The organism is Enterococcus sp. AAFC-DPL-6103, from assembly GCF_058216595.1.
Genome location: NZ_CM177102.1, coordinates 2,334,543 through 2,350,337 on the forward strand (window position 1 = coordinate 2,334,543; position 15,795 = coordinate 2,350,337).

Here is a 15,795-nt window from a genome sequence, read left to right on the forward strand (position 1 = left end):
ACAAAAGCTTCTTGCTTAAATTAGTCTAAATATTCTAACAAAAGTTTTTCAACTTTTTAGTTATCTTCTTCCTTTTTCCATAAATCACAACACTCTTTAAAAAATCGCCAATACGTTTGTTCTTTCGATATCAGTGGAAATAACCACTCTGACACAATTTTTTCAAGTTTTTCCCGCCAGAAAAGATAATGAAGCAATCGATTTTCTTGCACTGTTTCCTCAAAAAGTACTCGATACACAACTACACTTGTACTAAAGAAAAAGAAAAATTCACTTTGCTGGTAAATCCATGATGAAAGATAAAGAAGATGCTTTCCTCTCATATAACAAAACTCTTGCACTTTTAACAGAGAACCTTGTTTCCGACGTAATTCCCGATCGAGTTCCTGATAAATACCTTTTTTAGCTCGATTAGCAATCATTTGTGTCCTGCTACACCACTTCTTTGTCAAAATCTCAGTTAAAGAGCAAGTATAAAACGGCCATTCCATCACTTGATAACTGATTTTCCGAGTAATCGACAGCGTTAATCGATAATAGAGATACAACTTTCCTACTTGTCTGTCCACTGCCCAAAAATGAACATTTTGTTGTTCATCATAGCGGCAACTTCCTTTCACCAATTGAGATAATTTTTGTTCCGACAATAGCTTCTTGTTAATCAAACCACTACCAAGAATCCACCAAACGGTGAACTGTTTACGCTTATAATTCATTGTCCGTTCAATAAATCGTGAATATATTAATGGCGAGCATTGGATCTCAAACGCAAGATTCTCACTAAGCAAATCGGGTCTTTGAGCTAATTCGGGTAAATAAGGTTCTATTTCTACCTCTTCATTGAATTTTTTTAACCATTGATAAAAGACTTCTTTCAGGAATATATGCTCCTCTGATTCTGCTTCACTAAACATTTGACATAAATTACTTTTTTTATGCGCAAAATGCGGCCGAACTTGCTTCCCTTGTTTTAAAATCACCGGTAAACGACAACCTGGACAAAAATAATTTTCTTGTTTTTCAGCATCATCCGCGCGATATCTTTCTCCCCATCGATTGATTGCATACAACATCGTATTCACCCTTTTTCATTTGTCAAAAGAAGTTACGCGATTTCTAATGAATTTTTTGCAAAAAAAAGTCATTGTTGATAAACAATCAACAATGACTTTTTCGATATCGCTATTTAGTTGAAATAAAATCTAGTACGTTCAATCGCATTTCGCTCCATTAAACATGTTCCATGTTCGCTTAATGCATCTGCAGTGCGGTCACTTTTCTTAGAAAATTCAAGAATTCTCGCAACTTGATTTTCTACATCCACTTGGTTAAGATTTTCAAGCCAAAAATGTACTGATAAATAGTATTTTCCTTCAAACAAATATAAATCCGTCCAAGCAGACTCCAACTGTACATCTTGAGCTAACTGAATCATTTGTTCAAAGTCATCAAATACAAAAATTGCACGACTCTCATCCATTTTTACAGAGTCATCTTCCCCATCTTTGGTCTCATCGTAATCATCAATGACTTGTTGACGCAAAAACTCACTAACATCATTTGAATCAATCGGACCATCGTGCGCTTGGATCATTTCTTCATCAGGCAAATTCTTACTAATAAATAATTCTAGTCCATCACCTTTTGGCAAAACTTGGAAAGTCACAGCTTCGCTTCCACGAAATTCTTCTTCGATGTCGACTTCTTCTAAAATACTATAAAAGAAATTCTCAATCTCTTTATGATTGCCCAATAAATCTAAAAAAGAGACACCTCGTTCTTCTAAATCTTCATGACCAATCAACACGCGGATGGTATTTTCATTTATATGTTCCATTTCCATTTCGCAACACCTCACTTTGCCACAACGGTTAATATAGCTTCATTGTAGCGAAAACCAATTAAATGTAAAGGAAAACCTTACTTTACCAATAGAAAGTTAAAAAATCTTTCTTTATTGAAGCAGCTACTGAAACAATCAACTGATGCTCTTTTTTATAATTGTGTAATGATTTTTTATCTAACCAAAAATAAATAATCATGATCCTTGAACTAAAAATAGCATCCAAGTTTTTTATTATAACAAAAAACTTGGAAGACTATCTACAGACAGTCTTCCAAGTTCGATACTCTTTTATAAACCAGCCATCAACTGGGCTTGACGTAACTCTAATTGACGAACATCACGCGGTAAGAAACGGCGAATTTCATCTTCATTAAAACCAACTTGCAAACGTTTATCGTCAATCATGATCGGACGACGAAGCAATCCAGGATTTTTTTGAACTAAGTCTAGTAACTCTGGCAATGGTAGCTCATCTAAATCCATATTCAACTTTTGAAATACCTTTGATCGTGTTGAAATAATTTCTTCTGTACCATCTTCTGTCATTTGTAAAATAGCTTTTAATTCTGCACTATTCAACGGTTCAGAGAAAATATTACGCTCAACAAAGGGGATTTGATGCTCTTGCAGCCACGCGCGAGCCTTTCTACAGGATGTACAACTTGGGGAAGTATATAGTGTTAACAACGTGCACCACTCCTTTTCGTGAAAATCATCACATTTTTGTAACAGAAGACTCATTTCATCTTCCATCTGTTTCTATTATACCTAATCGCAAATTAAATAGCTACCTTTTTTTTTATATTTTTTTTTAAAAATGAATGTTATCTAAGGTTTATTTACAGTAAAAGCAAGGTTTTTCATTTTAATACACATTTTAAAATGAGAAAATTCCAATCGTTTTCCAATTTTTCTGCAAAATTAAACAGCTAAAAAAACTGTACCACTTTAAAATCGTCAAAGCCAAAAGAAACCGGATACATTATCGTAGATATGTTTTTTATTCCCACAAGATCAATTATACCTTCTTACTGTTCTCTAAAAATGTTTAACATAACGCCTATTTCATCTGTACTAAATAACAGCCACTATTAACATAAAAAACAATCAATTAAAATAATTCTAAATTAAAAAGAAAAATAATGTTATTTAAAGTTTTCTACGAAATTTTGATGCTGTATCAAAATTCGATTTCTAAAACTTTTCTTTAGATTTAAAAGCAAAAGCACACAACAATATAATCTCAAAAAAGCCTAATTAAGTGTTTTGATTGTTCTTTTCTTTTTTGTCTCATTTTTGGTGAAAAAAACTGAAATTTAAAAACGTTGTTACAACAACGACTAGAAAATACAGTAATAAAAACCTTTATTATCAACGTTTATCGAGATTTTTTTCTGATACAATGATGAAGGATTTGTGAAAAAACAAATGAAAATCGAAAGGCGTGTAAGATTTGATTAAAGCTGTTGTATTTGATGTTGACGATACAATGTATGACCAACAACAACCATTTAAAAATGCGGTGAATAAAGTGGTTCCGCTGGTTTCAGATGAAGATATGCATCCATTATATATTCGTTTCCGTCATCATAGTGATGAAAACTTCCCAAAAGTGATGGCTGGGGAATGGACATTAGAATATATGCGGGCACATCGGATTAGCCAGTCGCTAAAAGATTTAGATTATCCACATATTACTGAAGAAGATGGTTTGTTTTTCCAACAAGTATACGAAGATGAATTAAACAATATTTGTCTACATGATGAGGTTCGCAAAACACTCGACTTTCTAAAAGAAAAAAACGTACCTATGGGCATTATTACGAATGGCCCAACAGATCACCAATCAAAAAAATTAAACCAGCTCCAATTAGCTAAATGGATTCCAACTAAAAATATGATTGTTTCTCAAGCAACTGGGTTTCAAAAACCTGAAAAAGAAATTTTCCAATTAGCAGCCGAAACCTTTTCAATGAACCCAGCAGAAACACTGTATGTTGGTGACAACTATGACAATGATGTTCTGGGCGCACATCGTGCAGAATGGCATTCACTTTGGTTTAATCATCGTGGAAGAACGATTGATACAACTCCTGTTTCAGATATCGAAATTAGTTCGTTTGATCAATTACTTGAAACAATGGAGTCTGTATTTGCCTAACAAAAATCAAAAAAGCTTCTGGACAATTATTTGGTCCGGAAGCTTTTTCCTATTTAGCGATAATATTAGGTAACCTTTTTCAAAAACATTCCTTTTTTTCAAGCTATTCTTCCAATTCACCCACACTTAAGATCATGCGAATATCGTCTTCTGTCAGCTTCGTTAATTGTTCTTCGTTTCCTTGAATTACTTTTTGGAACAACTCTCGTTTTTCTTTTTGTAAAGAGTTCATTCGTTCTTCAATCGTTCCTTCGGCAATCATTCGCCAAACTTCTACCACATTTTTTTGGCCAATTCGGTGCGCACGTCCGGCAGCTTGTTCTTCAATTGCGGGATTCCACCACAAATCATACAAGATAACCGTGTCTGCTCCCGTTAGATTTAATCCCGTTCCACCAGCTTTCAATGAGATCAAAAAGACATCTCGTTCTCCTTCATTAAAAGCATCTACCATTGTCAAACGATCTTGTGGTTTTGTACTTCCGCGTAAGTAGAAGGTTGTCATCCCTAGTTCTGCCAGCTCTTCTTCCAGAATACTTAGCATTCCAGTAAATTGCGAGAAGAGTAACACACGTCGGTTGTTTTCTTTTGCAGCAACTAACAGATCCTTCACTTGTTCTAGTTTTCCTGAGCCCCCTTGATAATCCTCAATAAATAAGCGCGGGTCACAACAAATTTGACGTAAGCGTGTCAAACCAGCTAAAATTCCGATTCGATTTTTCTTAAATGCTTCTGCATCCATTGAGGCTACTTCCTCCCGCATTTGCCGCAAATAAGCAAGATAAACTGTTTTCTGTTCTTCCGTCAAAGCAGAATATAAATTCATTTCTGTTTTTTCTGGCAAATCTTGAAGAACCGTTTGCTTGTCTCTTCTCAGAACAAACGGGCGAATCATCTGTGCAATCTCTTCTGTCGAAAGTTCCCTGAACTTTGTTCGATTCGGAAAGAAACCAGGCATGATTGTCGCAAACAATGACCAGAGTTCTTCTAAATTATTTTCAATTGGTGTTCCACTCAGCGCAAATCGTTGTGGAACTTGTAGTTCTCTTAAGGCTTGCGCCGTTTTCGTACTACTATTTTTTACCATTTGTGCCTCATCTAAAACCAAATATTGAATTGGCATCTCTTGATAATCAATAACGTCTTGTCGCAAACTAGCATAAGAGGTTACACGAATATCAACATCATTTTTAAGAAGTGTTTCCCGTTCTTTTTTATTTCCATTTACCACTTGGACACTTAACGAAGGTGCAAATTTTTTGATTTCTGCTTGCCAGTTATAAATCAGACTTGCAGGCGCAACAATCAGTGCAGATAGCTCATTTTTTTCTTCTTTTTCTGAAAGTAAAAAAGCAATTGTTTGCAGGGTCTTCCCTAATCCCATCTCATCCGCCAAAATTCCACCAAATTGATAATGACCAAGCATCTTCAGCCACTGAAATCCTTGCTTTTGATAATCACGTAGTTCGGCATGCAATCCTTCAGGTAACGTTACTTCATAGTTTTCTGGTTGGATCAGATCCTGCACCATTTTTTTGAAAGAGTCACTAAAGGTTGCTCGACTTCCTGATAATTGGCTTTGAACAATCAAACCTTGGTTTTTGGGCACATGGATCGTTCCTGACTCCGAGCGAATCGATTCTCTCAATTGACGCAAAACTTCACTTGTTTGTTGAAATTCTTCTGAGTCAAAGGATAATACTTGACCATTTTCCAGTGTATAGAACGCATCATTGCGCAACAAGCTTTGTAATACATGATCGATTTCTTTTTCTTGGATGCCTGTCACATCAAACCGTATATCTAACCATGAACCTGTTTCAGTCACTTCAATTTGTGGTTGATGCTTTTGTGCATCCAAATACAGCTCGCGTAATTTTTTACCAATGCGAACTTCGCCAAATTGACGAAAAACAGCTAATTCTGTTCTAAAAAAAGCGTATAATTCTTCTCCTGTAGGCAACACACGCTCATAGCCAGTTTCGTTTTCTTGATAGTGATACATCTTGAATAAGTCAATCACTCGTTGTTCTTGTGCTTGATCTCGTAAAATTTCACGAGAAGAGTCTGATTGTACTTCATGCTTCTTATCAGTTGAATAAATGACATCTTCATAAATGAAATCAATTCGTGCTTGAATTTTTCCTTTAGACTTTCTGAAGAAAAACACAAATTCAACAGGGATGTCTACAACTTCTGACTCTACATCCTCCGTTACTTCAACCTCTGCAATCTGAGACAACAAAGGTAGCAACTCTTTAAAAAGTGAAGAAAGCTGTTTCTTTTCAAATTTGACTTGCGGCGTTTCAAAACGCTTCATTAGTTGTTCCCAAGTAAGATAGATCGTTTGCTGTTGTTTCGTCAAAGAATAGAAAGTTCCTTGTATCATTCCCCATTGATAGTGGGTAAAAAATAAATCAAATGTCTTTTCAGCACGTAATAGATACGCATCATCTTCTTTAACTACTTTAAAATGCAGTGGCTTTTCTTGTTCTGAAAATTCAATTCCTTGATAGGTTTGTTGATCCACCATCACTTGCAAACGAGCGGTTTGGTTCATCTGCTCCAATAAATATTTTGCTTGCTCTACTGGTAACATCAAATATCGTTTGTCTAATTTTCCTTTGACTTGTAGCCCACTGACACCGAGTAGTTGTTGTGTTTGTGCCGTTCCAGCGAATAAGCTCAAAATCGTTTGATCTTCTCCTTGAAACGCGCGTCTATCCAATTCAAATTGATATTGTTTATTTACAGTGTACGATTCATTTTCTGTATAAGCTTGCAAAAAGTCATAGATATTTTTGACAATATAGGTTTTCTTAGGTGCTTTTAAATAGCCGATTCTCAAAGAAACTGCTAGTAACGCTAATTCTGGATGGTATTGATTGGTTTCAATTGCTTCGACTTGGTACTCAACAATTAGCGGCTGGATGGCACGCGTTGTTTGTTTCGTCTGTAAACGTGCAAACCCTTTGCTTAAAATATCACCTTCACTAACTGTTCGAACTGGTTCAAGCATCTGCTGATCTTTACTCATTACTCGAGAAACATTTTTGGAACGAAGATATAATTCAACAGCCACCGTATGTTTACAATAATGATGCTCTTCCCAATAAGGACACTGGCAATAATCAACTTCCTTTGCTGTACCATCTAAATCAATCATGTATAATTCGCTACCTAATACTTCAGCATGCCATACGTTATTTTCTTGATCAGGAACAACCGATAACACTCGACCTTCTTGCAAGTATTTGCGTCCGCGTTCAATCACTTTTTCCGGAATACTCCATTTCATCGTTATCAATCTCCTTTTATCCAAGATGATAGCGAACGGTACTTTGTCCACTACCTTTTGCATCGATTCTTATTTGTTGTAACACTCGTTCTTTTAACTCTCTTACGTGACTGATGATTCCTATCATCCTTCCTTCACTTTCAATTGTTTCTAAAGCTTCCATTGCCATCTCTAGAGCTTCTTCATCTAGAGAACCAAACCCTTCATCAATAAATAGTGCTTCAACAGTAATTCCGCCTGACTGTGCCTGAATAACTTCTGCCAATGCTAACGCTAACGAGAGGGCAGCAATGAAACTTTCTCCCCCAGACAAGGTATGTGCACTTCGTGTCATACCTGCTTCGTCATCATACACATTGATTTCCAATCCAGTTTTTCCACGATAGCTCCCAACTGAATCTGCTAACTCAAACTGATACCGATTTTTCGTTAGACGTTGTAAATGGTTGTTAGCTACTTGGAGCACTTCTTGTAAATACACTTGAAGGACATATCTTTCTAAACTGATTTTTTTCACATTTTCACCGTTAATTGTTTGTGAAAGTTGTTGTAACTGTGCCAACTCATCCAATTGCTCTTGACTTGTTTGATAAAGTGCTAAAAATTCTGTCACAATGGCTTGATTGTTTTCTTGTTGTTCTTGAATTTTATAGAGTGCTGTTTGTTGTTCTTCAATCAATTGTTTCCCTTGTGCAATCTGTTCAGCTAAATGTGCATCCTCTGGCATTTCAGCTGACAAATCCACAGATTCTAGTTGAGCCAGTTTCGCCTTAGTAATCAATTGTTCTTCTTGATATGTCGTAACAATTGTTTTGTACTCCTCATATTCAACTTGTTGCTGGGCAAAAGCTACTCCTGCATCTGCTGAGTCAAAATACTCTTGTTCAGCTAACAAACCTTGAATTTTTGTTTGTGTTTTCATTTGTTTGGCAACTAATTTTTCTAATTGTTCCATTAGTTGGCTGAGTTGTGCTTGCGTTAGCGCAATGGATTGATCGATTTTTTCTCCAGCTACTTTTTCTTGAGCTAATTGTTCACTTTGCTCTTCTATTTGTTGAGCCAGCTGTTGTACGGTTTCTTCCAGTGTATCGATGTCAACTGTCGCTAATTGCTGCTTTAATGTTTCCAATTGTCCGCTGCTATGCTGATGTTTCGCCAATAATTCCGTCTGAATCTCTTGTTGTTCTTCGACCGCTTGGCGATTTTTTTCAAGTTTTGCTTGCAAGGCTCCTTGCTCCGTCTTTGCTTCTCCTAATAATTGCTCTTCTTGAATTATTTTTTGCTCAATCTCACTAAACAAACCTGAAACTTTTTCATTGGTAACTGTTATTTTTGATGAATCCTCAATCAAAGGAAAGTCTTGTAATGATTCATTCAATGTTTGTTTGCAGTTTGCTTCTTTTATCAGTGAGTTAGCTAATTCTTTTTCTTCTTTTACTAATTGTTGTTCAAGCTTAGCTAAGTATGCTTCTTTTTGACCAAGAAGTAGGTTTAACGATTCTGCATGTGCTTCCGCATCTGCTAATTCTTTTTCCAGTTGCTTCACAGTTTGTTTCTCAGGTGCTTCATGACTGATATTTTCTAGTGGATGCTCGACAGAACCACAGACTGGACAAGGTTCCCCTGGCAAAAGCAATAATTGTAGTCGAGCAATTTGTTGTTTTGCCCACTGACTTTTAAGCCGAGCAATCTTTTCTTGATGTCTTGTTCGTTCTTCTTGAATTTCTTCGACTTCACTAGTTAACTGAACTAATTGCTGCTGACTCTGCATTTTTTGTTGGTCAAGTTTTTGTGTTTCTTGTTGTGCACTTTCCCACTCTCTTTTTTGTTGCTGTAAGTTTGCAAATGTCAGTTGTTCTTTTGCTAATTCTTCTTGTGTTGTTAGGAGGTGTGTTATTTCTTGTTGACGTTTATTTAATACGCTTTGTTGCTCTTGCAAGTCTGCCAACTTTTGCGTACCGTCAGTTAATTCCGCAGTGATCACTTGAAGTGACTCGTCTTGCTCCTTGTATTCTTTGACACGAGGAAGCAGTGTTTTCTTTTCTTGATAGTCATCATTTAACCGATCAACTGCTTCTTGCAAGTTTTGTCGTTCTTTTTCTTTTTCTTTCCACTGCGTAAATTTTTCTTGCAGCTCGTTCAACAAAAGGCGCTGCTTTGCCTCCTCTTCAAGAAGTGATTGTCGTTCATTTTCATACTCTTTGTTATGTGATACTGGGTCAATCAAACGTTGCCCAAACTCATAATAACAAATCCATTGTTGCTTTTCTGTTATTTCATCTTGCATTTCAAGCAAGTTTTCTAGTTTTTCAAGTAACGTTTGCTTCTCTGCTCTTTGTCTTTGTACAGATTGAATTTGATAATACTCTTTTTCTAGCTTTTCTTGAGCATCTTGTTCTTTTTTCAATTGTTGTTGAACGAGTTGGATTTTCTCTGCTAACACTTGTTGTTCTTTTGTCCAACACTGCATCACTTCTTCAAAGCTCAGTTCAGAAAAGTCTCGTGCTTCTAAAGAAACAAAGCGTTTTTGCAAAAGCAACAATTCCTGTTCTAAGTAATCAAGTTTTTTTTGTTGCTTTTTAGCTTTTTCTTTTAAAATTTCATTGAACTGTTGGAAAATCTGCGTACCAAATAAATTACGGAGCACCACTTCCTTTTCACTACTAGATGAAATCAAGAAATTACGGAATTCCCCTTGCGGCAGTAATACGATTTGTGAAAATTGCTTAGCATCTAAGTGTAAGAGTTCTTTAATCAGTTCATCGACTTCCCCGCGTTTCGTTAATTGACGTGCTTCTTTTCCTGATTCATCGAAAATCGTCAAGGAAACTTTCGCTGCTTGCTTACGATTCCCGTCACCTTTTAGCTTAGCCAATATCTGCTCAGGTTTACGCGTGACTTCATAAGTAAGTTTTTGATGTTCAAACGAAAAAGTGACACTGGTTTCTTCCGCCGGTGTCGCAAATAACGAACGCATCTCTTTTCCCGAGCGTAGTCTCCCTGAGGTTTCTCCAAACAAAGCATAAGTCATCCCATCAAAGATTGTCGTCTTGCCTGCACCTGTTTTCCCGCTAATCAAAAATAGAGGTGCTTCAGTCAAAAGTGAAAAATCAATGATTTCATCAATAAAGGGACCAAAGTTTTTTAATCGTAATTTTTGTGGTTTCATCACTGATCATTCCATTTCCATGAGTTCTTGTAGAGTTTCTGTGAGCCACTTTTCTTGATCATTGGTCAGTGGTTCATTTGTTATTTCTTTAAAGAAATGCATCGCCATTGATTTTGGATCCTTCATTTCTACTGTTTGTTTTTTTGTTATTGTTTCTAAACGACCATTTACTCGCTCCACACCTAAGATTCTTGGATAGATTTTCCGCAACTGATTCATCATATTAGGAATGATCGTTCGATCCATCAAGTAGATTTGTGTGTAATTTTCTCGATTAACAGTTTGATAAAATGTTGGACTCAAGAGTTCTTTAAAATTGGCTTGTAATTCTTGGATATCATGTAGGGGTGTCAGCTCATGAAACGTCAATTGTAGCTTATCATTTAAATCAACAATCCAAACACCCTTTTTTTGATTGATTTCTGATAAAGAAAACTTCAATGGCGAGCCGCTATAGCGTGCATTTGCTTGGTGCAAAGCCGCTTGGTTATGCAAATGGCCCAATGCCACATAGTCAAAATCACTCAATAAGTCGCCAGATACTGCATCTAACCCGCCAACTTCAATTTTTGTTTCTGAGTCAGACTTTGAGCTTCCCGTTACAAAAAAGTGACTTACTAATACGTGTTTTTTATTTGGTTCAAATAGCGTCTGCATTTTTTCGACGACTAAAGCCATCGCTTGTTGAATTGTACGAATTTCATCGTCTTCAAAATATAAACGAGCGGCAATTGGTTCAAAGTAAGGTAACAAAAAGAATTGTGTATCACCAAATGTAATTGGTTGAAACGCTTCAGCAAACTGAGTGCGTAAGAAAAAATTAGATTGGCTAAACCAAGGTGTCCCTGTCGACAATCGAATACTACTATCGTGATTGCCAGAAATTGCGAAAATTGGAAATTTTTCTTCTAAATTCCAATCAATCATCAATTGATTAAACAATTGCACTGCTTCCGTCGATGGCACGCTTCGATCATATAAATCGCCTGCAATAATGATTGCATCCACTTGTTCTTCTTTTGCTACCTTCAAAATATCTGAAATAACTTGCTTTTGTTCCTCAAGTAAATCATAGCCTTGTAATTTTTTACCAATATGCCAATCGGCCGTGTGCAAGAAACGCATATACTCACCTCAAAAAAATGTCCTTCTAATGATTATAACACTTCCCAGAAGGTCATAACAGAAATGTTTCACATCTCCTATATCTATAAAAAAACAGAGAACAAACAAAAAGCTACGAAAAAATCAAAATTGATTTTCTCGCAGCTCCCTACTTATTTTATTTCATATTTAAAATCAGGATTTACTTCTTTGTCTAATTGATCAAACGCACCTTGTGTTCGCCGCTCAACTTCTTCCAAACCTTCCTTATCCATCTTTTTAATGTCAGATAAGTCGATGGGTTCTCCGAAGCGAACCGTTACACGTTTTCGCTTGAACAAATCGCCAAGTGTTAATGGTCCTTGATATACAGCTGGAACGATTTTCACTTTTGCCATTTTAGCAATCAGTGCCATTCCACCTTTTAACTCTGTCGCATGGCGCGTGCCACTTGGAAACATGATTAGTCCTAAGTCTGTTGATTTCAAGATTTTTACAGGCGTTTTGATTGCACTTGGCCCTGGCTTATCACGTTTGACAGGAAAAGCATTCGCATGTGTCAAAATAAATCGTAAAATTGAATTTTTGAACAACTCTTCTTTTGCCATAAAGCTAAATTTCTTTGGTGCTGCTCCAACTGCTAGATACAATGGGTCCCACCAAGTACGATGGGGCGCAACTAATATGTAATTCTCATCTTTAGGCAATAATTCTTTATTTTCATAGTGGGCATTGCCGTTGACTATTGCTAAGACAACTCGAACAACCCCGCGCATAAAACGATAAAACATAGACTCTTCCTTTCTCTTTGCTGAACATAGATAGTATGCCTAAAAAAATCTTCCTTGGCAAGCAAACTTGGTTCTTTTTGACAAACATAGTATAATACAAACGATTATTTTATTCACTTTGGAGGGAAACCCATGCTTCACGAAGACGAACGAATTGACCAATTATACGCAGAAGATATTAAAATTATCCAAAGTGCGCAAGTTTTTTCTTTTTCACTTGATGCTGTTTTACTCGCAAATTTTGCGCGTGTGCCAAAAAGAGGACAAATCGTTGACCTATGCGCTGGAAACGGTGCGGTCGGCTTATTTTTAAGTAAAAAAACCAATGCACAAATTGATTCGATCGAACTACAGCCTCGTTTAGCCGATATGGCGAAACGAAGCGTTGTGCTTAACCATTTAGAAGACCAAATCACTGTTCACACGACTGATTTAAAAAATAGTTTAGCAGTTGTTCGTCATAATTCTTGTGATCTCGTTGTCTGTAACCCACCTTATTTCAAAGGGCTACCTACGAACAAAAAAAATCCCAATGAACACTTAGCCATTGCTAGGCATGAGATTTATACAACACTCAACGATGTTATTCAAATCTCCAGCAAACTCTTAAAAACAAATGGCCGTTTTGCAATGGTACATCGTCCTGAACGTTTTTTAGAAATTTTGGATGTCATGCGTGAACATCAGATCATTCCAAAACGGATCCGTTTTGTCTATCCAAAAGTTGGAAAAGATGCGAATATTTTATTAGTCGAAGGCATAAAAGAAGGAAAATTAGATGGTTTCAAGGTTTCTTCACCACTTATCACTTATGATGAAGAAGGCCAATATACTCCAGAATTACGTGGTATGCTTTATGGAGACTAAGCATTACTTTTACGTACTCGCTTGTAAAGACAATACTTTTTATGGCGGATATACAACCAATCTTGAAAGGAGACTTGCCGAACACAATAACGGCACAGGAGCTAAGTACACTCGCTTACGTAAACGTCGGCCGCTACAAATGATTCACGCAGAATGTTTTGAAACTAGAAGCGAAGCAACCAAAGCAGAAGCAGCCTTTAAAAAATTAACTCGAAAGCAAAAAGAACTTTATTTAACTACGCATCTTTCGGTTATTCTTCCCAAAGATCTAACACACAAAACTTAACCTTGTTCCTTTTAGGACAAAAAAAGAATTGAGATGAATCTTCATCTCAATTCTTTTTTTATTGTTCTGTATCTAGCTCTTCTGATGTGCTTGAGGTTGAGGAAGAAGCTGCACCGTTACTTAAGGTTTCACTGCCTTGACTCGTTGCCTCATCAGTTACTTCTGAATCTTTTGTTGACTCACTATCTGTACTTTTGCCACCTAATAATGCTTGGCTAACAAAGTGTGCATAATGGATCATTCCTTCAGGGTTTGGATGAACTTGATCATCGTAGAACCATTCGTTATGGTCTTTGCTATAGTCGTACCAATCAATTAGAGTCATGTTATCATATTTTTTCGCCATTTGAGCTAGCATATCATTTACATCATTTTGCCAGCGTTTAGTTGGTACTCGAACATTCACCCAGTAAACTTTGCGATCGCCTATCGCATCCATTACACTATCAAATTGCGTTTCTGAAAATGCACCGTTAGTTCCCAGTCCAACCAACACAGTATCTTTCAAGAGTTTTTGTTTTTTCAGTTCTTCAAGATAAGGTTCACTCGTATAAAGTTGACGCCCGACATCGCCATCCACAACTACTTTAGGATAAATTTCTTTTAAGTCCGTAGCTGCATCAAGCATGACTGAATCCCCAAAAGCTGTAAGTTCTAGTTTTTGTGCTTTCTTCCCTTGTGCTTTGGTCAAATCGTATTTATCCAAAATACTCTGATCCAATGCTCCAGAAGCTTTGCCATCTTCTTCTTTACTTTTTTCTGCTAATTTTTTGTTTGCTGCAATTTTTTCTTGTAATTGTTTTTGATCCGCTGTCACAGCATTCTTTGGTGCAATCGCAAAACCAACTAATGCGATCATGAAAACTAATAATCCGGGAATCAGCCATGGCTTTTCAAGACTGAGAATGGGTTTTTGGAACCACCCCTTAACAACTGAAAATGTTTTTCCATAATCAAAACGTGCCAACGGTCGTTCGATATAGCGGTAAGATAATTCACTAATCAGCAGGATCAAAGTTACTTCAATTATGGTGTGCATGAAAACGTGATCCCCAATATTAGAAACCTTCGCCTCATAAAAAATCATTACAGGAAATTGATAGAGATAAATGCCGTAACTTCTTTTCCCAATCCAAGTAAAGACCGGATTAGTTAGCCATTTATTCCAACTTGCACCAGGATGAGCTGTCACAGCAACTAATACAACACACAACAAGCTAACTAACAACATCCCACCGTAGTAAACAAAATCCATATGGTCATTAAAGAAAAAGAAAGCCGCAACCAATGAGACAAACGAAATCAACCCTGCAATATTCAATGTCTTCTTCGCTTGTTTAGGAATCTCTTTTTTCAAACGTGTACTTGGCCAAACAAAAGCCAACGCACAACCAAGCCAAATTGAAAATAGTCGTGTATCTGTCCCATAATAAACACGAGTTGGATCTGCGCCAGGCGAATACAAAATCATCATCAAAATAGCTGAAATTCCTGACATTCCCAGCACAGTGTAAAAAATCCATTTTTTCTTTCGGACTAAAGTCATCAGTAAAACAAATATAATTGGCCAAAATAGATAATTTTGTCCTTCAACTGCCAAAGACCAGATGTGTGTGAATGGTGACTCATTGGCAAACCGATCAAAATAAGATAATCCATTATTGATCTGCCACCAATTGTTCACATAGAGTAAACTGCTGATAACAGTCCCTCGCAAGTTATTTAACAAACCTCGCTGAAACAAAGTAATATACGCTGAAGCAGTAACTAATAAAAAGACTAAGCCCGGGTAAAGCCGCTTCATCCTTCGAACATAAAACTGCCAAATATTTATTTTTCCATTTTGTTCCCATTCTTGTCGCAATAAATCGGTAATCAAATAACCAGATACCACAAAAAATATCGGTACGCCCAAATAACCACCTGTCATTGTTCTTGGTAACAAATGATAGAGAATAACACCCATTACGGCTAAAGAACGAATACCATCAAAGCCTGTGATATAGCGACTCTTTTTCAATCTTTTTTGTTTTTCCATTCAATCTTCCAACTTTTCATAAACTTTTTTCATTTGTAATATACGTGCATTATAAGAAAATAGCAAGACTTATTTAAACTTCTTACTATCTTTTCTATCATCCCACAAAATTTGGCAAAAGAACAATGATTTCATCGACTTTAAGAAATTTTCAAAAGAAATAGCGCATTACCTCCTTTTTGCTTCAAACTAAGATTTGATGAAACAATTTATTTTTTGTGGTCACGAATAAACG

General features: G+C 36.4%; 11 protein-coding genes. 3 read left to right on the forward strand and 8 right to left on the reverse strand.

What is annotated here, in order from left to right; genetic code table 11:
• Nucleotides 1-56: 56 nt before the first annotated feature.
• From AC4BC3_RS11100 to spxA, 3 genes are all read right to left on the reverse strand, one after another.
• Nucleotides 57-1,073 carry a competence protein CoiA gene (locus AC4BC3_RS11100; protein WP_490466514.1) on the reverse strand — a complete coding sequence of 339 codons (1,017 nt, stop codon included), beginning with the start codon at nt 1,071-1,073 and terminating at the stop codon, nt 57-59.
• Nucleotides 1,074-1,186: 113 nt separating this feature from the next.
• Nucleotides 1,187-1,843, reverse strand: a complete 657-nt coding sequence (locus AC4BC3_RS11105) for an adaptor protein MecA (RefSeq protein ID WP_490466515.1) — start codon at nt 1,841-1,843, stop codon at nt 1,187-1,189.
• 291 nt (nt 1,844-2,134) lie between these two features.
• A complete protein-coding gene (gene spxA / locus AC4BC3_RS11110) occupies nt 2,135-2,533 on the reverse strand; it encodes a transcriptional regulator SpxA (protein WP_067483021.1) in 399 nt (132 codons plus the stop codon).
• Nucleotides 2,534-3,299: 766 nt separating this feature from the next.
• Between spxA and AC4BC3_RS11115 the strand changes: the two genes are divergently transcribed.
• Nucleotides 3,300-4,007, forward strand: a complete 708-nt coding sequence (locus AC4BC3_RS11115; protein WP_206910281.1) for an HAD family hydrolase — start codon at nt 3,300-3,302, stop codon at nt 4,005-4,007.
• Nucleotides 4,008-4,110: 103 nt separating this feature from the next.
• On the opposite strand, the gene AC4BC3_RS11120 is transcribed toward AC4BC3_RS11115, so the two are convergent.
• The 4 genes from AC4BC3_RS11120 to AC4BC3_RS11135 all read right to left on the reverse strand — a co-directional run bounded on the left by AC4BC3_RS11120 (nt 4,111) and on the right by AC4BC3_RS11135 (nt 12,369).
• Nucleotides 4,111-7,305, reverse strand: a complete 3,195-nt coding sequence (locus AC4BC3_RS11120) for a DEAD/DEAH box helicase (protein ID WP_490466516.1) — start codon at nt 7,303-7,305, stop codon at nt 4,111-4,113.
• A 16-nt stretch (nt 7,306-7,321) separates the two neighbouring features.
• Entirely contained in the window at nt 7,322-10,474 is a 3,153-nt protein-coding gene (locus AC4BC3_RS11125) for an AAA family ATPase (RefSeq protein WP_490466517.1), read from the reverse strand.
• Between the two features lie 6 nt (nt 10,475-10,480).
• On the reverse strand, nt 10,481-11,599 hold the full coding sequence (locus tag AC4BC3_RS11130) for an exonuclease SbcCD subunit D (RefSeq protein ID WP_490466518.1): 1,119 nt from the start codon (nt 11,597-11,599) through the stop codon (nt 10,481-10,483).
• 152 nt (nt 11,600-11,751) lie between these two features.
• Complete coding sequence (locus tag AC4BC3_RS11135; RefSeq protein WP_067483031.1) at nt 11,752-12,369, reverse strand: lysophospholipid acyltransferase family protein; 618 nt, start codon at nt 12,367-12,369, stop codon at nt 11,752-11,754.
• 132 nt (nt 12,370-12,501) lie between these two features.
• Here AC4BC3_RS11135 and AC4BC3_RS11140 point away from each other — a divergent pair, with 132 nt between their 5' ends.
• Both AC4BC3_RS11140 and AC4BC3_RS11145 read left to right on the forward strand, forming a co-directional pair.
• Nucleotides 12,502-13,236, forward strand: coding sequence for a tRNA1(Val) (adenine(37)-N6)-methyltransferase (locus AC4BC3_RS11140; protein ID WP_206910285.1), 735 nt, complete (start codon nt 12,502-12,504; stop codon nt 13,234-13,236).
• Nucleotides 13,226-13,522, forward strand: a complete 297-nt coding sequence (locus AC4BC3_RS11145) for a GIY-YIG nuclease family protein (RefSeq protein ID WP_206910286.1) — start codon at nt 13,226-13,228, stop codon at nt 13,520-13,522. Before AC4BC3_RS11140 ends, AC4BC3_RS11145 begins: the two co-directional genes overlap by 11 nt.
• Before the next feature lie 58 nt (nt 13,523-13,580).
• Here AC4BC3_RS11145 and AC4BC3_RS11150 read toward each other — a convergent pair whose 3' ends face one another.
• A complete protein-coding gene (locus AC4BC3_RS11150) occupies nt 13,581-15,560 on the reverse strand; it encodes an acyltransferase family protein (protein WP_490466519.1) in 1,980 nt (659 codons plus the stop codon).
• Nucleotides 15,561-15,795: the final 235 nt, after the last annotated feature.

What these genes read in the sequence shown, in the direction of transcription:
- AC4BC3_RS11100 (WP_490466514.1), bottom strand. Translation starts at nt 1,073, where the DNA reads ATGTTGTATGCAATCAATCGATGGGGAGAAAGATATCGCGCGGATGAT.
- AC4BC3_RS11135 (WP_067483031.1), bottom strand. Translation starts at nt 12,369, where the DNA reads ATGTTTTATCGTTTTATGCGCGGGGTTGTTCGAGTTGTCTTAGCAATA.
- AC4BC3_RS11120 (WP_490466516.1), bottom strand. Translation starts at nt 7,305, where the DNA reads ATGAAATGGAGTATTCCGGAAAAAGTGATTGAACGCGGACGCAAATAC.
- AC4BC3_RS11150 (WP_490466519.1), bottom strand. Translation starts at nt 15,560, where the DNA reads ATGGAAAAACAAAAAAGATTGAAAAAGAGTCGCTATATCACAGGCTTT.
- AC4BC3_RS11130 (WP_490466518.1), bottom strand. Translation starts at nt 11,599, where the DNA reads ATGCGTTTCTTGCACACGGCCGATTGGCATATTGGTAAAAAATTACAA.
- AC4BC3_RS11105 (WP_490466515.1), bottom strand. Translation starts at nt 1,843, where the DNA reads ATGGAAATGGAACATATAAATGAAAATACCATCCGCGTGTTGATTGGT.
- AC4BC3_RS11140 (WP_206910285.1), top strand. Translation starts at nt 12,502, where the DNA reads ATGCTTCACGAAGACGAACGAATTGACCAATTATACGCAGAAGATATT.
- AC4BC3_RS11145 (WP_206910286.1), top strand. Translation starts at nt 13,226, where the DNA reads ATGGAGACTAAGCATTACTTTTACGTACTCGCTTGTAAAGACAATACT.
- AC4BC3_RS11125 (WP_490466517.1), bottom strand. Translation starts at nt 10,474, where the DNA reads ATGAAACCACAAAAATTACGATTAAAAAACTTTGGTCCCTTTATTGAT.